At 68.4% G+C, this 19675-nt stretch carries 21 protein-coding genes, 1 tRNA gene and 3 pseudogenes; 13 read left to right on the top strand and 12 right to left on the bottom strand.

Annotated features, from left to right (window positions below; translation table 11 throughout):
* Window positions 1–662: diacylglycerol kinase family protein (locus OHA61_RS39855; protein ID WP_406307233.1), on the top strand; the 662-nt coding region annotated here is incomplete at its 5' end.
* 45 nt (window positions 663–707) lie between these two features.
* Here OHA61_RS39855 and OHA61_RS39850 read toward each other — a convergent pair.
* Window positions 708–1061 carry a helix-turn-helix domain-containing protein gene (locus OHA61_RS39850; RefSeq protein WP_406301056.1) on the bottom strand — a complete coding sequence of 118 codons (354 nt, stop codon included), beginning with the start codon at window positions 1059–1061 and terminating at the stop codon, window positions 708–710.
* A gap of 202 nt (window positions 1062–1263) precedes the next feature.
* Here OHA61_RS39850 and OHA61_RS39845 point away from each other — a divergent pair, with 202 nt between their 5' ends.
* Window positions 1264–2346, top strand: a complete 1083-nt coding sequence (locus OHA61_RS39845; RefSeq protein ID WP_406307235.1) for an IS630 family transposase — start codon at window positions 1264–1266, stop codon at window positions 2344–2346.
* A gap of 162 nt (window positions 2347–2508) precedes the next feature.
* Here OHA61_RS39845 and OHA61_RS39840 read toward each other — a convergent pair whose 3' ends face one another.
* Both OHA61_RS39840 and OHA61_RS39835 read right to left on the bottom strand, forming a co-directional pair.
* Window positions 2509–2733 carry a hypothetical protein gene (locus OHA61_RS39840; protein ID WP_406301057.1) on the bottom strand — a complete coding sequence of 75 codons (225 nt, stop codon included), beginning with the start codon at window positions 2731–2733 and terminating at the stop codon, window positions 2509–2511.
* The gene (locus tag OHA61_RS39835) at window positions 2730–3095 is read right to left on the bottom strand and encodes a hypothetical protein (protein ID WP_406301058.1); all 366 of its coding nucleotides are present in this window, start codon (window positions 3093–3095) and stop codon (window positions 2730–2732) included. Before OHA61_RS39835 ends, OHA61_RS39840 begins: the two co-directional genes overlap by 4 nt.
* Before the next feature lie 248 nt (window positions 3096–3343).
* Here OHA61_RS39835 and OHA61_RS39830 point away from each other — a divergent pair, with 248 nt between their 5' ends.
* The 4 genes from OHA61_RS39830 (at window position 3344) to OHA61_RS39815 (ending at window position 6816) form a co-directional block, all read left to right on the top strand.
* Entirely contained in the window at window positions 3344–4159 is an 816-nt protein-coding gene (locus OHA61_RS39830) for a polysaccharide deacetylase family protein (protein WP_406301059.1), read from the top strand.
* A gap of 597 nt (window positions 4160–4756) precedes the next feature.
* On the top strand, window positions 4757–4966 hold the full coding sequence (locus tag OHA61_RS39825) for a hypothetical protein (protein ID WP_406301060.1): 210 nt from the start codon (window positions 4757–4759) through the stop codon (window positions 4964–4966).
* A 474-nt stretch (window positions 4967–5440) separates the two neighbouring features.
* A complete protein-coding gene (locus tag OHA61_RS39820) occupies window positions 5441–6490 on the top strand; it encodes a M36 family metallopeptidase (protein WP_406301061.1) in 1050 nt (349 codons plus the stop codon).
* Window positions 6491–6738: 248 nt separating this feature from the next.
* A tRNA-Trp gene (locus OHA61_RS39815) sits at window positions 6739–6816 on the top strand.
* 315 nt (window positions 6817–7131) lie between these two features.
* Here OHA61_RS39815 and OHA61_RS39810 read toward each other — a convergent pair.
* From OHA61_RS39810 to OHA61_RS39795, 4 genes are all read right to left on the bottom strand, one after another.
* Entirely contained in the window at window positions 7132–7299 is a 168-nt protein-coding gene (locus OHA61_RS39810; RefSeq protein ID WP_406301062.1) for a hypothetical protein, read from the bottom strand.
* A 769-nt stretch (window positions 7300–8068) separates the two neighbouring features.
* Window positions 8069–8224, bottom strand: a complete 156-nt coding sequence (locus OHA61_RS39805) for a hypothetical protein (RefSeq protein WP_406301063.1) — start codon at window positions 8222–8224, stop codon at window positions 8069–8071.
* 212 nt (window positions 8225–8436) lie between these two features.
* A complete protein-coding gene (locus tag OHA61_RS39800; protein ID WP_406301064.1) occupies window positions 8437–8829 on the bottom strand; it encodes a nuclear transport factor 2 family protein in 393 nt (130 codons plus the stop codon).
* Between the two features lie 85 nt (window positions 8830–8914).
* On the bottom strand, window positions 8915–10138 hold the full coding sequence (locus OHA61_RS39795; RefSeq protein ID WP_406301065.1) for an alpha/beta hydrolase family protein: 1224 nt from the start codon (window positions 10136–10138) through the stop codon (window positions 8915–8917).
* Window positions 10139–10229: 91 nt separating this feature from the next.
* Here OHA61_RS39795 and OHA61_RS39790 point away from each other — a divergent pair, with 91 nt between their 5' ends.
* The 4 genes and pseudogenes from OHA61_RS39790 to OHA61_RS39775 form a co-directional block, all read left to right on the top strand.
* The gene (locus OHA61_RS39790) at window positions 10230–10823 is read left to right on the top strand and encodes a TetR/AcrR family transcriptional regulator (protein WP_406301066.1); all 594 of its coding nucleotides are present in this window, start codon (window positions 10230–10232) and stop codon (window positions 10821–10823) included.
* A gap of 202 nt (window positions 10824–11025) precedes the next feature.
* Window positions 11026–11413: pseudogene (locus tag OHA61_RS39785) on the top strand (IS5/IS1182 family transposase); the annotation flags it as partial.
* A gap of 174 nt (window positions 11414–11587) precedes the next feature.
* Entirely contained in the window at window positions 11588–12247 is a 660-nt protein-coding gene (locus tag OHA61_RS39780; protein ID WP_406301067.1) for a LysE family translocator, read from the top strand.
* Window positions 12248–12320: 73 nt separating this feature from the next.
* Window positions 12321–12826: pseudogene (locus OHA61_RS39775) on the top strand (HAD family hydrolase); the annotation flags it as partial.
* A 412-nt stretch (window positions 12827–13238) separates the two neighbouring features.
* Here the strand turns inward: OHA61_RS39775 and OHA61_RS39770 are convergent.
* Together OHA61_RS39770 and OHA61_RS39765 are read right to left on the bottom strand one after the other, a co-directional pair.
* The gene (locus OHA61_RS39770; protein WP_406301068.1) at window positions 13239–13694 is read right to left on the bottom strand and encodes a hypothetical protein; all 456 of its coding nucleotides are present in this window, start codon (window positions 13692–13694) and stop codon (window positions 13239–13241) included.
* Window positions 13695–13986: 292 nt separating this feature from the next.
* On the bottom strand, window positions 13987–14337 hold the full coding sequence (locus OHA61_RS39765; protein ID WP_406301069.1) for a hypothetical protein: 351 nt from the start codon (window positions 14335–14337) through the stop codon (window positions 13987–13989).
* A gap of 216 nt (window positions 14338–14553) precedes the next feature.
* Here OHA61_RS39765 and OHA61_RS39760 point away from each other — a divergent pair.
* Window positions 14554–15452, top strand: a protein-coding gene (locus OHA61_RS39760; protein WP_406307231.1) for an IS5 family transposase whose coding sequence is annotated in 2 segments (ribosomal slippage) — window positions 14554–14899 and window positions 14899–15452 — 900 coding nt in all. Because the reading frame shifts where the segments join, the coding sequence is not laid out codon by codon here.
* On the opposite strand, the gene OHA61_RS39755 is transcribed toward OHA61_RS39760, so the two are convergent.
* A complete protein-coding gene (locus OHA61_RS39755) occupies window positions 15453–16133 on the bottom strand; it encodes a GNAT family N-acetyltransferase (RefSeq protein ID WP_406301070.1) in 681 nt (226 codons plus the stop codon).
* A gap of 166 nt (window positions 16134–16299) precedes the next feature.
* Here OHA61_RS39755 and OHA61_RS39750 point away from each other — a divergent pair.
* Window positions 16300–17468 (top strand): IS3 family transposase gene (locus tag OHA61_RS39750; protein ID WP_406301159.1). Its coding sequence is split into 2 segments (ribosomal slippage): window positions 16300–16552 and window positions 16552–17468, totalling 1170 coding nucleotides; the frame shifts between segments, so codons are not numbered across the junction.
* 43 nt (window positions 17469–17511) lie between these two features.
* Here the strand turns inward: OHA61_RS39750 and OHA61_RS39745 are convergent.
* Window positions 17512–17727: pseudogene (locus OHA61_RS39745) on the bottom strand (transposase); the annotation flags it as partial.
* A 266-nt stretch (window positions 17728–17993) separates the two neighbouring features.
* Window positions 17994–18626, bottom strand: a complete 633-nt coding sequence (locus OHA61_RS39740) for a TetR/AcrR family transcriptional regulator (protein ID WP_406301071.1) — start codon at window positions 18624–18626, stop codon at window positions 17994–17996.
* Window positions 18627–18679: 53 nt separating this feature from the next.
* Between OHA61_RS39740 and OHA61_RS39735 the strand changes: the two genes are divergently transcribed.
* The gene (locus tag OHA61_RS39735) at window positions 18680–19639 is read left to right on the top strand and encodes a GNAT family N-acetyltransferase (RefSeq protein ID WP_406301072.1); all 960 of its coding nucleotides are present in this window, start codon (window positions 18680–18682) and stop codon (window positions 19637–19639) included.
* Window positions 19640–19675 lie beyond the last annotated feature (36 nt).

Here is a 19675-nt window from a genome sequence, read left to right as displayed (position 1 = left end):
GCGCGCTCAGCGGCACGGACACCGTGTTCGGGCTCGTACCGGCCGGCCGCGGCAACGACTTCGCCCGGGCGCTCACGCTGCCCGCCGACCCCTCCGCCCTCGCCGAGGTGCTGCTGCACGGCACACCGAAGCCGATCGACACCATCGAGGTCGAATCGGCCGTCCATGACAGGACATCCGTACTGGGCAGTGTGTACGCGGGCGTCGACGCGGTGGCCAACCGGCATGCCAACACCTCCCGGCTGCTGCGCGGTGCCGCCTCGTACTACGCGGGCGGACTGCGGGCCGTGGTGACGTGGCGGCCCGCCGCGTACCGCATCACGGTCGACGGCGTGATCCACGAGCGGCGCGGCTACACGGTCGTCGCCGCAAACTCGGGCTTCTACGGCTTCGGCCGCCACATCGCGCCGGGCGCGCGGCTCGACGACGGGCTGCTGGACGTCGTCGTGATCCAGCACGCGCCCAAGCGGCTGTTCTTCACCATGATGAACGAGCTCAAGACGGGCGCCCACCTCAAGCGCCCGCAGGTGGAGGTGCTGCGGGGCAGGGAGATCCGTATCGAGGCCGACCGGGACATCCCCTACGGCGCGGACGGCGAGGTCGACGCAACACTTCCCGTCACGGTCAGGGTGCAGCCGGGGGCGCTCAGCGTGCTGTGCTGACAGCCCGGACCCGGCCGGCCCCCGAACCGGGGCCAACTGCCCCTTTCATAGAGTTTCCGGCCGTGCCCGGGCCGCACTGAAGGAACAACTCAAACGGCTGCTGGAGGGCGTGCCGCCCGGGCGGACTGCCGGGCGGGGCCGGCCTCCGCATCCCCGGCCGGCCCACCGGAAACAGTCCGGGAGAACAGTGAGGATGCCGCCGGGGCTGCAGTCCGGTGCGGCGCAGATCGCTGTCAGGGTGGCCAATCGCACCGCTTCGGTGCGGCCGTTGCTCGCTGCCGGCAGATTCACCACCGTCACGCCGGCTCTCTCCGCCAGCCCGGGCAGTGTCACACCCCGTTGGGCGAGCCGCCGGCCGAGGCTGCAGGCGATGCGGTGCCGGTCCGAGGCTGCCGGCATGTTCCGACCAACCCGCCGATGTCCCGGGCCCGTTCCGTACCCCGGCGGGGCGTCCCGGCCAAGCGGGCAGCAGCACGGCGACCAGCAGCGGGACAGCAGGGAGCTGGAAGAGTCTGTGGCAACCCGGGCTCCCGGAGCCGGCCGGCCTAGTCTTCTGAGTCAGGAATTCTGTTCAGATGTGTAGGCTTGCTCTATGGCGGGGATGGGGCGGCCGAAGGCCGAGTTGATGCTGTCGGATGAGGAACGGGCCGCGCTGGAGGGGTGGGTGCGGCGTCGTTCCACGCCGCAGGCGTGGGCACTGCGGTGTCGGATCATTCTGGCCTGCGCCGCGGGTGCCTCGAACAAGGACGTGGCGGCCCAACTCGGTTCCACGCCTCATGCGGTGGGGCGGTGGCGTGCCCGGTTCGTGCAGTACCGGATCGCCGGTCTGGGTGACATGCCACGTCCGGGTGGTCCCAGGACGGTGACCGACGAGCAGGTGGCCGCGGTGGTCACCAAGACGCTGGAATCCACTCCGAAGAACGCGACGCACTGGTCGACACGGGCCATGGCGAAAGAGATGGGCCTTTCGCAGTCGTCGGTGTCCCGGATCTGGCGGGCCTTCGGCCTGCAGCCGCACCGGTCGGAGACCTTCAAGCTGTCGACCGATCCGTACTTCGTCGACAAGGTCCACGATGTCGTCGGTCTCTACCTGGACCCGCCCGAACGGGCTCTGGTGTTCTGCGTGGACGAGAAGTCGCAGATCCAGGCCCTGGACCGGTCCCAGCCCGTGCTGCCGATGATGCCCGGGGTTCCCGAGCGGGCCACCCACGACTACGTCCGCGCCGGTACCACCACACTCTTTGCCGCTCTCGAGGTCGCCACCGGCAAGGTAATCGGCTCCCTGCACCGCCGGCACCGGGCCGAGGAGTTCAGGAAGTTCCTGACCAAGCTCGACAAAGAGGTGCCAGCCGGCCTGGACGTCCACCTCGTCTGCGACAACTACGCCACCCACAAGACGCCCGCCATCAAGAAATGGCTGCTGGCCCACCCCCGCTTCCACCTGCACTTCACACCCACAGGATCGTCCTGGCTGAACCTCGTCGAGCGGTGGTTCGCCGAACTCACCAACAAGCAGATACGGCGAGGCGTCCACAAGTCCGTCCCGGCCCTGGAGAAGGACATCCGCAACTGGATCGCCGCCTGGAACACCGACCCGAAGCCCTACGTCTGGACGAAGACCGCAGACGAGATCCTCGAACGCCTCGCCTCATATCTGAACAGAATTCCCGACTCAGAAGACTAGGCCATGTTTTAGAACTAGCGCCGTCCGCCCGTAGGGCGGGGCTCGCGGCGTCTGGTGCGTGCAATCGCAAGGCGGAGGATCATCCTCGTACTGGACGTACTTGGATGACTCCGACAACGCAGCGAGTGTGCGTGCCAGGCGTCGCGGGCCAGGCGGGAGTTCTCAAACACGGCCCAGCCGCTCCCGGACCAGACCGGCCCCAGGGGTGGGGGCGGACGCCGCGACGAGCCCTCCCCCGGCGGTGAGACCGGCGATCCCGGCCAGCCCGGGCCGCGGTGCCCGGCCGAAACGGCGTGCCCCGGCAATGGAGAGCAGCAGCCCGCGCAGCAGCAGGGCACCGGTGCTGAGGCCGGGCACAGCGACGTCCGCCCTCCCGCTCTGCCTCATCGGGCAGGGTCTCCGAAGACGCGCCGCGCCCACTGATCGAGCCGGGTGCCGAATGCCGCTGCCGAACCGATGCCGGACGCGGGCAGCGTTCCGGCGTCTTCGAGGCCGGCAACGAAGTCCACATCGGCCCAGCCGCCCCGGAACAGCACAACGGACAGCTCAGCGCCCGCCGGCCCGGAGACCAGCACACCGATCGAATCAGGATCACGCACCAGTGCCCTGTCGGTCTCGAGCTGCTGAGGCCACGGCGCGGCTTCGTCCCGCCAGGTCAACCGCCCGGCCCTGAGACCGGCCGCCGGCCATCGGGCGGCCCGCTCGGCAATCACTGCGGCCGCCTCATCAAGATCAACGACTCGTTCCATGAGCGGATCATGCCCGACCCCCACGCGTTGTTCCGCCGGTTTCCATCGCCCCGGGTTCAGGCCGCCGGCCCCCGAACCGATACAAGTGCTCGCAGTCCGCGAACCACCGTCCCAGGGCTTCGGTAGGCGGCCGGCAGCCCGCCCGGCGCGCGCCGGGCACGATGCGGTGACGACGTCTGCCTGGAGCGCCGGGGAGTTCGGGGTGAATGATCCGGCCCCGGCCCTCAAGCGGGAGCGCGCTTGCGTCGATGTCTGAGGGTGTGACGGTTTCCTCGAAGGCGGTATTCAGGTCCGGGCGGCTGCTGGCCGCCGGACTGGTGGCGGCTGCGGCAGTGGTGAGCACCGCCGGAGCTCCCGCGGCCGTGGGTCCCGCTGCAGTGCAGCGGGCGGCGGTGGTCGTGCAGCGGTGGGACGAGGCCCGGCTGCGGGCCCTGTTCGGGTCGGAGAACCGGACGATCCGCACCGAGCAGCGCCTGGTCGCGCTGACATTCAACGCGGCGTGGAACGACCGGGGCCTGGACACGGTGCTCTCCGTCCTGGACCGCCACAGGGCCCCGGCCACCTTCTTCCTCACGGGTGACTTCGCCGACCGCAACCCCGCAGCCGTCCGCCGGATCGCGGCAGCCGGGCACGGCCTGGGCAACCACTCATACAGCCACCCCGACTTCGCAGACCTCACCGCACACGAGCGGGCGAGCGAGGTGCTGGCCGCGAACCGGGCCATCCGGGCCGCGTCCGGGACGGTGCCGCTGCCGTTCTTCCGCTTCCCCTACGGGCAGACCACCCCGCAGCACATCGCGGACGTCAACGAACTGGGCTTTGCCGACATCGAGTTCACCACCGACACCAACGGCTACCTGGGCGCCGCCGGCGCGATGACCGCGGACAAGGCCGTGCAGCGGGCCCTGGACGCCCTGCGCCCCGGCATAATCCTGCAGATGCACATCGGAACTGCGAACGGCACGGGCCCCGTCCTCGACGCCGAGGCACTGCCACGGATCATCCAAGCCTTCCAGTCCCGCGGATACCGGATCACCGACCTGCAGGACCTGATCAGCCAGTAAGGCACCCGCCAGAAGCGAGAACCACGCCCACTGGTTCACCCCCACAACCACCACCAGCCACCACCACTGCCCCCGGACGCCCCGCACGGTCCTCACCCACCCCGCTGCAGGCAAAGACCCGACACGCATACGCCGCCACACACCCCCGCCCCACACGACAAGCAGACCCCGACAAAGCCAAACCCCCACCGCCACAGGCATGCCCGCCCAACCCGCAGCCCCGCCCCGGCGGAACGCCAACCAGCACCACTGCCACTACGCTGCCGGACCACTGACCAGCCACCCGATCAGCACCCCCAGCACAGCAGCCGAACACACACCACACCGACCAACGTCACGCCGGGCCGCACACACGACCCCCGGCCTCGCGACAGAGGCCGGCGGGGACGCAGCGCTTGCTGCCACCGGCCGAGGTGAATGCCGTTGGCCGATCCCGGGCCGACATGGTCCTGCGTGCTGTGCGCGAACCCGTCATGACCGGCTGACCGCCAGGGCCCGGCGGTCGGTAGCGTCGCGTCCATCAACCGTGTCGAACTGCCGCACACCGTCAAGGACTTCGGCCGCCTGGTCGCTCTCGCGGAGAAGACCGGCGAGCACATGACCCTGACCGAGGACGGCAGGCCGGCGCGTACCAGCGTGCTGCTCCCGGCGGCCGGGCCGGGCACGCCGGAGCACTGGGCGCAGCGGGCATACGGCGCCCTGACACCCCTGCCGGACACAGCCGAGGACAGCCGCCCCGACGCGCGCAGCACGGCCCGTAACGCGGTACATGCACACGGTACGTGCACGCAGACCGCGAGCGTATGACCATCACCCGGGACCTGGGTGGTGGTGGCCGAGTCGCGCCGTGCCGGGTGGCTTGAGCGGCTGGAGGACCGGGCGGCAGGGGCATACGGGCCCCCAGCAGCCGGAGGCGTTCGCCGAATCCCGCCCGTCAGCCCCCGGCCGGCGAGCAGCAAAGGGGCCGGCTCGACCGGGGCAGCCTGCCGGGCGCGAGCGTCCGCACGGTGCAGGCACAGACCACGGTTCCCCGCCCGTTGTGCGAACCGCCTGCCCACAGAGCGAGCGCAGCTGCGAAAAGCCCACGCGACGCCGCCTGACCGGATGCGAGACGTCCGGCGCGTTCCCCTTCCGGCGCCGGATTGTCCTGCCGGCGACCCCTTTCGTCGGCGAATTCATGGGCGACCCATGGCCAAAGCAACCCATGATGCGCAAGGATCACGCCCGCACCGAGCCACCCCCCGAATCCGGCTCAGCACATCCCACCGATGGGAGATGTATATGGCTCGCCGCACATCCCGCGGCCTGGCTGCAGCAGCCACCGCCACTGTCGCGCTGCTCCCCCTGACCGGACCGGCCGGTTCGGCTTCGGCCTCCGGATCCGCTCCGGCTGCGCCGCAGGCCCGCGTCTTCATGGTCAATCCCGTCCAGTCGTCCGGCGATCAGCTGCTCACCGACGCCAAAGATGCCGCCGGGGCCGTACCGGCCTCCGCCTACGCCGTCGCCGCGCTGCGGAACCTGGACGCCAGCGGCGGCCTGTCCGGGACCTGGGCCCTGGTGAGATCCGACACGGGAGCCTCGGCAAAAACGACCGACGCCGGCTCGTACACCCGGCACGACGACCAGTTCGAACAGGTCATGGCCTACTTCTGGGTGAACGAGGCACAGGAATACCTGCAGGGCCTCGGATTCGGCAGCGAACTGCCCGGAGCCAACAACCGGGTCCAGCCCGTCCGTATCAACCAGTGGGGTGCGGACAATTCCTTCTTCACCGACAAAAAGGCCGAAATCCGTTTCGGCAAGGGCGGTGTGGACGACGCCGAGGACGCCGAGGTGATCGTCCACGAGTACGGGCACGCCGTGCACCACGCCCAAGTACCGGGCTTCGGCACCTCACTGGAGGCCGGCTCGATCGGCGAGGCCTTCGGTGACTATCTCGCCGTCGAGGTCGGCGCACACGCGGACGCCACCTACGGCTGGCCGATGAAGGCCGACCCCGCATGCGTCGCCGACTGGGACTCGGTCACCTACAGCAGCGCCCCGCACTGCCTGCGCCGCATCGACGGAAACAAGGTATACGGGGACCGGGTCGGGGAGGTCCACGCCGACGGCGAGATCTGGTCCCGCGCGCTCTTCGACATCCGCAACGCACTCGGCGCCAGGACCGCCGACCGCATCATCATCAACGCCCAGTTCGGCTTCGCACCCGACACCAGCTTCAAGGACGCAGCACTGACAACCATCGCAACCGCCGAACGCATGTACGGCACAAACGCAGCCGGCACCGTCCGCAAAGCATTCACAGCCCGCGAAATCCCCGGCATCCCCTAACGCCACCCCGACCAGAGGCCCCTCGCCCCGCACACCGGCCACCGACACGCCGGACACCGACCCGGACAGCCCGGGAGCCCGGGCAAAGACGCCGCCGCCCCCGCCGCCGACTCCCCACCAGAGACAACAACGGCAGGGGCGGTGGCGGGAACGGCGGCTGCCAGGGCACCGAAGGCCGCCGGGAGGGCCAGTCCGACACAAAACCCGTGGCGGACCGGACTGCCGCGATGACAAGCTCCCCCCACCGAAGGGGCGTAGCTCAGCCCGGCCAGAGCAGCGGACTCCAAACCCGTACGCCGCAGGTTCGAATCCTGCCGCCCCTGCCACGACAACTCGACCACGGCGATTCCGTCCCCCCTCCCGGCCATCCCGGGCGGCAGGACGGCGGCAACGGCCGCAAGGGGCCGCCCCGCGCAGCCCTGCAGCTCTCTGCGCGCAGCCACCGCAGAGCGTGCTTCGAAGTACGGCACGGTGAAATATCCGCGCAGACCGGGCACTTCGCGGACCATGCCCGCCCTGCCCGGGCCGACGGGCATCCCCCCTGCCGCACGGCGTGATACCCGCCCGCCACCCGGCCCACGATGCCGACGATGTGACAGGCCGCCCTTCGCACGCCTGCCGTGACGTCCGGGTTCCACCGTTCAGTCTCCGGGCAGCCGCAGCGGCACGGGCTTCAGCCCGTCCAGACCCTGCAGCGGCTCAGTGCCGGGGCCGACACCGGCCAGCTGCCGGACGAACTGCATGACATGGCCGCCTGCTGCCGGGCCGAAGCCCACCGTGATCCTGCCCGCTCCCAACACTCGTGGCACGCAATGCGATACGCCGCTGACCACGGTGGCCGCCTCGCGCCCGACGCGGCCCGGCACACCCGGCCCGCCTCGCCGGCGACTTCCCCACCGCCCCCGCCACCGCCGACACCCATCCGCCACCATCGCGCACACGGAGACATCTCGTGACCGCACAGCGACACACCCCAAGCAGCCACCGCCCATGAAACCGCTCACGCCGAAGCCGAGAAACACCCCATCCCCGGCGAACGCACCACCCCCCAGGCCCAACACGCCTTCGCCCTCGCCTTCATCAGCCCCGACCAAGCCGCTGGCGAAAACGAACTCGCCGAACAACTCCTGACCGGGCTCGTCCCGCACATGACCAGCGCTCGCCGCGCTCATCCGCGACGCCGGCACCACCCAGAACACCGAAGACCGCGCCGAACCGCTGCGCACCGAGACCGGCCTCGCCGGCGTCACCGTCGCCGAGCCCGTCCCCGAACTCGCCCTGCGCTTCCACCACACCGCCCCGGGCGCCGACCACGCAGTGACCGCCCCGCGATCACCCGCCTGAACAACCTCACCCGCAGCGGCGGCTACGCGTACTACGCCGGCATCGCCCACTCCACGGCCGGCCTTCCCTCGATGCTCCCCCACCAGCACGCACCAGCACGGTGGCTCGACGGAGAACAGCCCACCCGCGAGCAGTGGCGGGACCTGGCCGCCACCCGGCGCGATCACCGGCACGCCACCCGATGACGCACTGCGGGCCCCGCCGGATCCGGCGGGGCCCGCAGTTCCGCTGCGATCAGAAGGTGAAGCCCAGTACGCGGACCGGCTCCCCCACCCACCGGCGCGGGGCAGTGGCGGCGACACTCGCGCCGCCGGCACGGTCCGGGGCGGGCCGCGCCGCGTACCGGCTGTGCGCCGCGGCCCACCTCTCCTGCCGCCCGACGGCCGGCACGGCCGCCAGGTCCCTACCGAGAACAGTGACGCCGGACAGGGAGGCCGGATGCCCGGCCGTACCATGCCGGGCACGACCGGCTCCGCCCGACGCACACACCGGGGCACACAGGAACCAGTCCGCTGCGGCGTCGCGCGGTGGACCAGGCGGCTCACTCGCCGGACAGTGCCGATCCGCCGCCGAGACGTGTGCCGTCCTCGCGGCGTGGTCTCTCAGCGGGCGCTGCCGATGTTGCGGTCGGCGTCGGAGCCCTTGAGCATGAGGGTGGTTTCCTCGATGCGGCTGAAGCGGCCGTCGGGGGCGAGGTCGCCGAAGACGTACACCTCCACGGTGACGGTGGTGCCGTCCGTCTTGGTGATGTGACAGGTGTGCCGGTCGGCGTACCTGTCGCCGTCGTACAGCTCTTCGTGGACCTCGACCGTGCCGTCGGCGACGATGCCGCGCAGGTGGCTGATGTGGTCGAGGAACTCGGCGCGGTCGGCCCACTCGCCGTCCGTGCGCTGGCGGTAGCCGGGGGTGAAGTGGCGGTCGGCGGCTTCCTCCAGAGTGATGCCGCGGTTGAAGAGCAGGTCGTTGAGGGCGGCTTCGATACCGGTGCGGTTCATCTGGATTCCCTGGGAGTGTGAGGCGGTCCGGGAGGGCCGGCCGGGCGGGGAGGTGATCGGGGTCTGCCGGTGATGTCCGGCTTCTTCAGCGGGTGCTGGTGAGGGTGTCGTCGAGCCAGTCGAAGATCCGGGCCAGCGACAGGCGCATGGCGCCGGGGTGACAGTGGGCGCCGGCGCCTTCCTCGGCGGTGAACACCATGAGGGTCCTGGGGCAGGTCAGGTGGTCGTAGAGCTGCTCGGGCTGGCCCCTGAAGAACTCGTCCTCGGCGGCGTCGCAGACCAGGGTGGGACACCGGATCTGTTCGGCGATGCCGCCTTGGAGGGTGTAGTCGAGGTAGGAGGCGCTGAAGGCCCGGGGGGTGTCCACGCCCATGACGTACATACCGTGGTTGATCGCCCAGCGGGCAGTCGCGTCCTTCGCCATGATCTGCTCGAAGCGGGCGTCGAGTTCGGGGGCGGACTCCGCACGCAGAAGCCGTTCGGCCTCGTCGCGGTCACCGGGGATGCTGCGGACGGATATCTGGCCGAGGTCGTAGACACCGTCGACGGCGATCAGCGCGGCGAGCCGGTGCTCGAAAGCCGCGGCCCGCGGCGCGAGGATGCCGCCCATGCTGGAACCGAGCAGTGCGATACGGCTGCTGTCGACCTCGGGGAGGGATTCGGAGAAGTCGACGACGGGAGTGATGACGTTCTCCCAGTCGGGGCGGAAGACCAGCCCCTCGCGATGGCGCGGCCCGGGCTGTCCGGGGCCGTCGAAGGTCAGCACGGTGTAGCCGCGCTCCACGGCCGCGAGCGCGCCGCTGAAGTGGAGTTCCTCGGCGGTGCCGTCGAAACCGCTGTGCATGATCAGGGTCGGCCGGGGCGTGCCTGAGGTGTCGGCCCGGTAGAGGTAGCCGGGCAGCGTGGTGTCCTCGTACGGGATACGGACCGGCTCGATACGCGGGCTGGCGTAGAGGGCGGCCGCTGCCCGGAAACAGGCGACGCTGCGGTCGTAGGCGTGCTCGTGGCGCGGGTCGCACGGGTTGCCGTGCAGGAAGAACTCCGCCGACCGGTAGTAATTCGAGGCCCGCAGGAACCCGTCCCGGGCGCTGACCGTATGACCGGCATCCAGGGCCTTCTCAGCCTCTGCGGACACCCGGTCGGCGGTGGCGAGCCACTCGGTGTGCCAGCTGTCGTAGTCGCCCTCGACGATGCGCTCGCTCGTGGAGACGACCTCGCCGAAATCGGCGCCGCCGTAGGCGATGTGACTCATCGAACGCAGGGTCTCGTACCAGAACTGGGGATTGTTCGGGAACAGCAGCTGCCTCATCACACTCTCCTTAAGCACAGATTTGTGCGTACGACGGAACTGTAGACCCTGCGGGCACCGCGAAGCAAATATTTGTGCTTACGATGTGGGGGTGACCTCGAAACAACCGACTCCACGCATCCGCAAGAGCTCCGAGCAGGTCCGCTCGGCCGTCCATCAGGCGGTCATCGACCTGCTGTCCGACCCCCAGGGCGCGGACCTGACCATTCCCGCGATCGCGCAGCGCGCCGGGGTGAACCACACCAGCATCTACCGGCGCTGGGGCAGCCGTGAGGCACTCCTGGCCGACGTCGTCGTCACCCGCCTCGAACGCGACTGGCCACTGACCGACACCGGCACCCTGCGCGGCGACCTCACCGCCTGGGCACAAGCGGGAGTTGCCAGCATCCGCACACCCGAAGGCCGGCTCCTCGTACGCGCCGTCGCCCTGTCGATGCCCGCCAGCGCCCAGGCGCAGGGGGAACGCGCGCAACACTTCGAACGCCGGATCCACGCCATCGAACGCATCCGCCAGCGAGCCGCGGCCCGCGGCGAGAACCCCCCGCCCCTCGAACAGATCCTCGACCAACTCATCGCACCGCTCTACCTACGAGCAATCTTCGGCATCGACCCACCAGCCACCGGCTACCCCGAACTCCTCGTCAACAGACTCCTCAACAACCCAGACGAATCACCAACAGCCTGAACAAACACACCCCAACCCCCGACCCCCAGGCACTCACACCAGACACCCGCGTCAACAACGAACCAACGCACCGCCCCGCCAACGGGCGGGCAGCGGCCGAGCGAAGACTTTCCTCGATGTCACCGGCCCATCCCCCATCCGGCCAGGTCCAGGCCGTTCACGCCGCACGCGGACGTTCCACACCCCTGACGCACGCCGGCTCCTGTTGATCACACCAGGGCAAGGGGATGACGCCCGGCGATTGACCGCAGCCACGGACCGCGCCCGCATCCCGCGTCGGACCGGCGGGCACCCGCCCGACCCGCCCGGACCACCTGTGCGGGGATAAGGCGTACAGCCCTCGCCGCAACCGTCGCCACCTGAGAAGACGGCAGATCCGGCACACCATTCCCGAACACCGTGACCAGCGGACGAACCGCCGGCGAAAGCGCGGGCCGGCCCACGGGTTTGACCGGGCTCGACATGCCAGGAGGAATGACGTCGAGCAGACCATCAACGCACTCAACGGCTTTCGGGCCGCAGCGACCCGGCATGACAAGAGAAGGTTCATCTTTCACGGCACAGTCACCCTCGCCGCCAACCGGCTGTAGATCCGCCAGCGATCCCCTGGCAGCCCACAGGCGCCCTCGTCGCAGGACCCGCTGCCCTGGGCGCGTATCACCTGAGGTGAGATGCACAGAAACCAAAGACGAACACCGCCAATCCTGCCCGATTTCGGGCAGAAATATAGATGTTGCACGAGTCTCAACCTAGGGTGATCACTCATGATCACCCTAGATGCGATAGGGAATTTCACCCTGATAGTGGGACTCCTCACGCTCACTCCCGGACTGGATACCGCACTCATCCTGCGCACCGCGGCGCTCAGGCACCGCCGTCGCGCCTGGGGCGTGGTCCTCGGCATCCAGAGCGGCACGCTGGTGTGGGGCACGCTCGCCTCGCTCGGTGTGACCGCGCTGCTGACCGCGTCTCACGTCGCATACCAGACTCTTCGTTGGGGCGGAGCCGCCTACCTGGTGTGGATGGGCGGCAGGCTGCTGTGGACCACCTGGCGCCACTCATCGAGCCAGAGCCCGCAGGCGGCGAGGGCCGGGACCGAGACCAAAGCCAGGACAGGCACCGGCGACACCCTGCTCAGCGGCTGGCGGCAAGGGACCGTGACCAATCTCCTCAACCCGAAGATCGGCGCCTTCTACGTTGCCGTTCTCCCGCACTTCATCCCCGCTGGTGCCTCGCACCTCGGTGCGGGCGTACTCCTGGCCGGTGTACACATCCTCCTGGCTGTCGCCTGGGCCTGCGCGCTGATCGCCTTCGCGCGCGTGCTCCGAGACCGCCTGCACCGGCCCTCGGCCCGCCGCTACCTCGACCGCATCGCAGGCACGGTCATTGCCGCCTTCGGCATCCGGCTCGCGCTCGGACAGTGAGACGCCAGCCGACGCAGCCGCAAAGCCGCCCAACGCACGACCTGCGCACCATCCAAAGCGAAAGGACATCTGCATGCGCTCGCTCCCCACCAGCACCGAGGCCGTGGTCTTCGACTGCGACGGCCTGCTGGTCGACACCGAAACTTGCTGGACCGCTGCGGAATCAGCCATCTTCGCGGCACACGGTCACCCCTTCGGCCCCGAACAGAAGGCGCTGGTCATCGGCCGCACCGTGGAGGCCGCTGGAGAGGCCATGGCCCAGTACCTCGGGCGACCCCGCGCCGGCGCCGAAATCGCCGCCGAACTCCTCGAAAGAGTCCGCAAAGAGCTTTCCCGAGGCGCATCAGCACTCCCCGGGGCGGCGGAACTGGTGCGCGCCTGCCGGGCGGCCGTACCCATCGCCGTAGCCAGCAACACCCACGGGAACTGCTCGACACGGCACTGTGGTCGGCCGGTCTCGCGGACTACTTCACCCACTCGTTCGCCGCCGACGAAGTCCGCTCCCCCAAACCCGCACCAGAGCTCTACCTCACGGCATGCCAGGCACTCGGCACGACTCCCAAACGCTCCGTCGCCTTCGAGGACTCGGCCACCGGCGTCGCCTCGGCACGTGCTGCCGGGCTCCACGTCGCAGTGGTGCCGTCCCTTCCCGGAGCCGACCTCGACCACGACTGGCTGGGCACCAGCCTGGCCCAACCCGAACTGCTGGACTGGGCCGGGGAACTGCGAGATGGCACGGTCCGCTGATCCACTCAGGGAGAGGGGCCGTCACCGAAGACGTCGGGGTGTGCTGAGGCGTCCGCACCAACAGCCTGCCTCCCCTTCCCCGACGCTGAGACCGTCGGGGCCAACGGGTCCAGCCGGAAGCGGCCTGCCAGTCAGCGCCAGATGCGCCAGATGCCCCCCGGCGACCGCCCCGATAATCACGGAGAAGCAGGCGTCCCCGACCACACGGCACACCCCGGCGCACACAGCCAGCACAGCGACCACATCAAGCACTTGATGCCGCGTCGGCTCGGGCGGCAGCACTGGTCCAGGCGCACTGCGGCGGCCGACACTGTCCGCATGGGCCAGTAATCTCCTCGTACGCACCCAGCCCGACGCCGTCGCCGGCCTGCTCCGCCTCGGCCAGGGCCTGCGAGAAGCCCACCGCGAACTCGACCGTGAGCAGCTGCGCGAACTGTCCAGCCAGCAACACCGCCTGATCGGCGCGCTGGCACGCCAAGCCCGCCAGCTGGCAGCAGAAGCCGGACATCCGGTCAGTGAAGTCGCGCAGCACGAGATCGAAGCAACCCTGCACGCCGTCCTGGACGATCCCCAGGCGCCGCACCAGACCGATCGTCAGGAAGGCGAGAAGCTCGCAGACCACGCTCAGTGTGAGCATCCAGACCTTGGCCCCGAGCGTCTCGAAGCTCTTCTCCAGGTAGCCGGCCGGATAGCCGAGCACCAGGGCGATCCGCCAGAGTCCGCTCGGCAGTACAACCAACGTGGTCAGATGCGCGGCCCAGATCGCCCAACGGGGCGGCGGCGCAACGGAGTCTGCGGTCGTAGTGGTCTCAGAGTGGTCATGAGGCTCATCCTGCCGTCCCGTCCGTCACGTTCCATCGACCTCAGAGCCCGGGCCAGGTAGTCCGCTGGGATGGCGCCCGGCCGGTGCGAGGGGGCTGCGGGGAGGAGCGATCGTCAGACCTGGAGGGACCGCTCAGAACCCATCTCTGCACCTCAAAGCTGATCGCCGTCTACTTGTAGGCCTGATTCAGCGCCCAGATCGCCCAGACGATCACGGTCAGCGGAATCACGACGGCCGCGGTGCCGAGCGCGACACCCGCCCGCGCCCGGAAGCGATCGGCTCCCTCCCAGCCCCGCATCCTGCGCAGAGCGACGATGCCTGAGACGACCGCAGAGATCCCCACGGGCACGATCAAATAAACGGGAAGAAGGCGGACCCACATCGGGACCGGGACGGGCAGCAAGGGGCAGACAATCATCGCGACGGCGACAGCACCCAGTACAAGCGACGTCGTACCCCGCGACTGCTGCCGCGCCGCCACCTGTTCACTCGATCCGGCCATCTGCTCAACGGAACTCATGCTCGGGATGCTAGGCAGCAGGTACCGCGCTCCGCTTGGGCGCGAGTACCTAGGTCGTCCTGAGTAGCCCGCAGCCGAATAGACGGCACGAGACCAGCGCAAGAGCGGGCAGCGCCTCCACAGGTCTGTAAGCCCTGTTGCTCCTAGGGGGTGTCTCTTCGATCAGTGACTCGTTGTTCTGGTCATGCTCAGCAGGGGGGATCTCACGGACGGAGAGTGGGCGAGCCGCTGCTGCCCAGGGGCAACAACAGGTGCGGCCGGTGGCGGGACCACCGTCAGGTGATCAACGGGATCATCCACCGGCTCGGTACCGGCTGTCAGTGGCGCAAGCTGCCCGAACGCTTCGGCCCGTGGAAGACCGTCCACAAACGCCATGCGCTGTGGTCGGCCGACGGCACCTGGGAACGACTGCTCCAGCACGTCCAGGCCGTCGCCGACTCAGCAGGCGACCTCGACTGGAACATCAACGTCGACTCCACCTCGATCCGCGCCCACCAGCACGCCGCCGGCGCCCCGACCGATCCGCCACCGGCACCTGCCGGTGTCTCAAAGGGGGCCCTGCAAAGATCAGTTCACATGCGCACGCACATCCGCCTGAGACTGTTCCTGGCGGAGGCGGTGCGGCGGGCGAGGCTCTCGGCCGCTCCCGCGGCGGACTGACCACGAAGATCCACCTGAGCGCAGACGGCAGATGCCGCCCGCTCTCCCTGATCCTCACCCCCGGCCAGCGCGCGGACTGCACCCAGTTCGAGCCCGTCATGGACAAGATCCGCGTCCCCCGCCTCGGCACAGGCCGGCCCAGACGGCTGCCTGACAGCGTCGCCGCCGACAAGGCGTACAGCAACAACCTGATCCGCTCCTACCTGAGACGACGCGGCATCCGACACGTCATCCCGGAGAAAAGCAGCTCCAGAACCGCCCGTCAGCGCAAAGGCTCGGACGGCGGCCGACCGCCGGGCTTCGACAAGACCCGGTACAAAGCCAGGAACACCGTCGAGCGAGCGATCAACAAGATCAAACAGTTCCGAGCCGTCGCTACCCGCTATGACAAGCGCCAATACGTATACCTCGGCACCATCACGGCCGCCGCACTCCTCATCTGGCTCCGCTCGTGATCACAACGCCCTGGCGGGATCCGAGGCTGTGGCGTGAACGTCGATACCAAAGAAGGCCGCACAGTCTGCCAGTCCGCTCACGGTCACGGGCAGATGCTTCTGAGAGTTCCAACCCTGCTGGGAGAGGCGCAAGTACTGAGACTCGACGACCCGTCCATCGAGGACGTCGCGAGATAGGCCGTCAGGCTCGTAGCCGAGCTTTCGAGAGACGGCCAGCGATGCGTGATTGTCGGTGAAGGACGCCGACCTGGCGAACACTGCGCCAAGTTCCACGAACGCCAGGTGCAGCAGGGCGACCCGCATCTCAGTGCCGAGCCCCTGGCCCTGGTGATCAACGCCCAGCCATGAACCCGAGACGATCTCGCGTCGGATGCCGAAGTTCTCAGCCCGCATCTCCTGGATGCCCACGGGGTGTCCCTCGAAGAACACGACGAGCTCCAGAGCCCAGTCGTCGGGTGACCATGAACCCAAGCGGCTCCAATGCTGCTGCACGACGTGTCGAGCGAGCTCAACCGGCGGACGATCCGTCCACGGCGTCAGAAACGGACGCGTGCCGGGGGCATGCACGCCTCGTGCTGCCACTTCGGCCACCGCCGCGAGCTCTTCCTCGGAAGGAAGCCGCAACTCAAGACGGGGCGACCGCACACGCAGCGCCTTGAGCGGCCAGATGTCGATCAACATGCGTGCCAGTGTGCACAGATGTACGTGGGGACGCTCCGCCTTTTTCTAGATCTGCGTCTGTCTCAGAGCATGATCGGCGAGACGCCCCCTAGTCGGCGTGAGGCGCCCCGAAGTTCTCGGACAGCGGTCCCCATAGGATCGAAGTCCAGAACGGCGGAGAGAGCACGTGGCACAGAAGCGTAGGAAGTTCAGTCCTGAGTTTCGGGACGAGGCGGTCAAGATGGTGGTCGTGGAGTCCCGCCCGATCGCCGAGGTCGCCCGAGAGATACAAGTGAACGAGGGAACGCTGGGCACCTGGGTCAGCCGGTACCGGCAAGAGCACGCCGGGGAGGAGCCTCCCCTGAACATCAGCGAACGCGCCCGCCTGCGCGAACTGGAACGCGAGAACCGGGAACTCCGTATGAAGACCGAGTTCCTGGGAAAAGCGGCGGCCTTCTTCGCCCAGGAATACCGGTGACGGAGAAGTACGAGTTCATCGACGGCGAGGCTGACAACTTTCCCGTGCAGCAGATGTGCACCTGGGCGGGAGTATCCACGTCGGGCTTCTACCACTGGAGGTCCAGGCCATTGTCGGCCACCGCGAAGCGCCGTGCGGAACTGAGGGCCGTCATCCTCAAGGTCTTCTCTGACTCTCAGGAGACCTACGGCTACCGGCGTGTCCACGCCGCGCTCCAGCGGATGAACGTGCAGGCCGGAGCGGAGCTGGTCCGCGCGCTGATGCGCGAGCTCGGCCTGGTGCCATGCCAGCCGCGGCCCTGGCGGGCGACCACGATCGCCGATGATGCGGCGCCGGCCACGCCCGACCTGCTGGCCCGTGACTTCACCGCTGACGCTCCCGGGCGCAAACTGGTCAGCGATATCACCTATGTTCACACCTGGGCCGGGTTCCTGTATCTCGCGACCGTCATCGACTGCCACACCAAAGCTGTGGTCGGCTGGGCGATGGCCGACCATATGAAGACCTCTCTCATATCGGATGCACTCGATATGGCAGTCCGGAACATCGACCTCGCCGAAGGCTGCGTATTTCATTCCGATCGCGGCAGTCAATACACGTCTCGGGAACTTCGTTGCAAGCTCCGCTCGTTGGGCCTGCGAGCGTCGGTCGGCCGCACCGGTGTTTGTTGGGACAATGCGATGGCTGAATCATTTTTCGGCGCCCTCAAGAACGAACTCGTGCACCGAACTACGTTCCCAACACGCGCACATGCCCACCGGGCGATCGTCCGCTACATCGAGATGTTCTACAATCGAAAACGCCTCCACTCCGGCCTCGGCTACAAGACTCCCGCAGAAGTCCACGCCGAGTACGAGGAGTTGCAGACGGCGGCATAAAGAGAACCCTCAACACCGCTGTCCGAGAAGCGCAGGGCCCCTCAACGGTCTTGCAGGGCGGGAGGTCGTGCGGCAGGTACTCCCATGGGATACCGGTGCGGTTCACGTAGAGGATCGCGTTCACGATCTCCCGCAGATCATGCACTCGAGCGGCCGTGCCTGGCCCGGTCCGCCCCGCTCGCCAAGCCGTGAACACCGGCTCGATCAAAGCCCATCGGGCATCGGACACGTCACTGCGATACGGGCGCCGAGAACTCACGGAACAAGCAACGACGCACTGCTGCCGCAGTCACCTGAACGGATCAAACCACCAGCAACCCAGATCAGATGCCCTCTAAGCCGTCGACGCACTACTTCGACCCCCGCGGCGTGCACCGGGTGTTCGCAGTCGCCGTCACCGTGGACACCTGGCGATTCTGGAACGATGCCCCCGGGTTCTCGCAGTGATTCACCGGCACGCTCACGACAACGACAACGCGATCAACGGTGAGGCAGAGCTATCGCGGGATGAGGTGCTACCTGGCCCTACTGGTCAGGGACCGGCCTGCCGACACCGGCGTCAGGCTGGGGCAGCGCGATCGAAGCGAGGAAGTCGTCGAGCATGGCGATCTGTACGTCCTCGGGGAAGCGGACGGGGTCGAAGAGGGCTTGGACGACGAGTCCGTGGGTGAACGCGACGGCGGTGGCGGCGAGTTGCTCCGGGGCGGCGGTTGCGGGGATCTCGCCCAGGCTGCGGGCGGCTTCGAAATGCGGGCGTATCGCTGAGCGCAGTCGGGTGTAGCGGTCGGCCTGGTCCGTGGCCAGCCCGTCGTCGGCGAGGGCAAGGTCCCAGGAGCTGACCCAGATGCGATTGCGGGCGGTGTCGTCCGCAGTCAGCGGCAGGATGTCCAGCAGCATGGCTCGCACGGTGGCAAGGCCCTCGATGGGACGTTCGCGGCGGGGACGTTCCGCGGTGCGCTTCTCCAGCAGGTCCAGGGCATGCGCGATCAAGGCCCGCTTGGTCGGGAAGTAGTGCATGAGCATCCCGGTCGAGACGCTCATCGCGGCGGCGACGGCACGCAGGGTCAGCCCGCTGAACCCCTTGTCGGCGAGTACGTGCCATACCGCCTGGGACACGTCCTCGCGGCGGGCTTCACGATCTCCAGGTGCGGGCGGCATGCTGCTACCTTACGTGCCGAACGCTCGTTACGTACCCCGGGATTGAGGTATCCTTGTTCGCACTGCCGGTCGGTGACAACGCTCAGCTCCGCCCCCTGGAGCCCTGGCACGCCCAGGAGTTCCTCGCCCATATCGACCGCGCCCGCCCCAACGTGGACCCTTGGATACCCTGGGCGACGTTCAGCACCGACCTCGCCTCCGCCACCGCCGTCCTCCAGAGGTACGCCGACAGACAGGCCAAGGACACCGCTCGGATCTATGGGATCTGGCTGGACGGCACGCTGGTCGGCGGCGTCATGTTCACGAAGTTCGACGCCACCTCCGGAGTGTGCGAAATCGGCTGCTGGCTGGAGGCGGACGGGGCAGGCCGCGGGCTGGTGACCCTGGCATGCCGGGCATTGATCGACTGGGCTTTCAAGGAACGCGGGATGAGCCGGGTCGAATGGTGGGCCATGGCTGGCAACACTCACAGCATCAAAGCCGCGCGCCGACTCGGGATGACCCGCGATGGTGTGCTGCGGCAGCGCTCTGCGTACCGGGGCGTGCGGCACGACAGCGAGATCTGGTCGGTCCTCTCCGAAGAGTGGTCACCCGTGCGAGGAGTACCCGTGTCCGACGTCAAGGCCGAGCTCGACCAGCTGATGCGCGCCTTCCTCGGCGCGTTCACCAACACCGGCGGCAGCCGGCCGAACGTCAACGTTGTCCGTGAGGTGTTCATTCCACAAGGAATGATTATCAGCAACGTCGGGGACAAGCCCGTGATCTACGACCTCGACGCGTTCGTCGAGCCCCGGGAGAAAATCCTCACCGATGGGACGCTGACGGAGTTCTCCGAATGGGAAGTCGCCGAGCGGACCGAAATATTCGAGTCGATCGCGCACCGGTTCAGCGAGTACCGCAAGTCCGGTTTCCTCGACGGCGAGTGGTTCGAGGGCTCCGGCCGCAAGACCACCCAGTTCGTCCGGACGCCTGCCGGCTGGAGGATGAGCTCGATGGCCTGGGATGACGTGTAGGAGGCTCCCCAACCCAGATATGGCATGGGTTTGCGA

The sequence above is a fragment of the Streptomyces sp. NBC_00885 genome, assembly GCF_045207475.1.
In the GTDB taxonomy this organism is placed as follows: Bacteria; Actinomycetota; Actinomycetes; order Streptomycetales; family Streptomycetaceae; genus Streptomyces.
The sequence above is the reverse complement of the archived record's forward strand: the minus strand, read 5'-3'. Positions and strand labels throughout refer to the sequence as shown.

Bases quoted from the DNA above. Each gene is read 5' to 3' on its own strand.
- OHA61_RS39835 (WP_406301058.1), bottom strand. From the start codon at position 3,095: ATGGAACGAGTCGTTGATCTTGATGAGGCGGCCGCAGTGATTGCCGAG.
- OHA61_RS39820 (WP_406301061.1), top strand. From the start codon at position 5,441: ATGGCTCGCCGCACATCCCGCGGCCTGGCTGCAGCAGCCACCGCCACT.
- OHA61_RS39800 (WP_406301064.1), bottom strand. From the start codon at position 8,829: ATGAACCGCACCGGTATCGAAGCCGCCCTCAACGACCTGCTCTTCAAC.
- OHA61_RS39825 (WP_406301060.1), top strand. From the start codon at position 4,757: ATGACCCTGACCGAGGACGGCAGGCCGGCGCGTACCAGCGTGCTGCTC.
- OHA61_RS39755 (WP_406301070.1), bottom strand. From the start codon at position 16,133: ATGTTGATCGACATCTGGCCGCTCAAGGCGCTGCGTGTGCGGTCGCCC.
- OHA61_RS39850 (WP_406301056.1), bottom strand. From the start codon at position 1,061: ATGCCGGCAGCCTCGGACCGGCACCGCATCGCCTGCAGCCTCGGCCGG.
- OHA61_RS39740 (WP_406301071.1), bottom strand. From the start codon at position 18,626: ATGCCGCCCGCACCTGGAGATCGTGAAGCCCGCCGCGAGGACGTGTCC.
- OHA61_RS39830 (WP_406301059.1), top strand. From the start codon at position 3,344: ATGTCTGAGGGTGTGACGGTTTCCTCGAAGGCGGTATTCAGGTCCGGG.
- OHA61_RS39845 (WP_406307235.1), top strand. From the start codon at position 1,264: ATGGGGCGGCCGAAGGCCGAGTTGATGCTGTCGGATGAGGAACGGGCC.
- OHA61_RS39840 (WP_406301057.1), bottom strand. From the start codon at position 2,733: ATGAGGCAGAGCGGGAGGGCGGACGTCGCTGTGCCCGGCCTCAGCACC.
- OHA61_RS39780 (WP_406301067.1), top strand. From the start codon at position 11,588: ATGATCACCCTAGATGCGATAGGGAATTTCACCCTGATAGTGGGACTC.
- OHA61_RS39795 (WP_406301065.1), bottom strand. From the start codon at position 10,138: ATGAGGCAGCTGCTGTTCCCGAACAATCCCCAGTTCTGGTACGAGACC.
- OHA61_RS39765 (WP_406301069.1), bottom strand. From the start codon at position 14,337: ATGAGTTCCGTTGAGCAGATGGCCGGATCGAGTGAACAGGTGGCGGCG.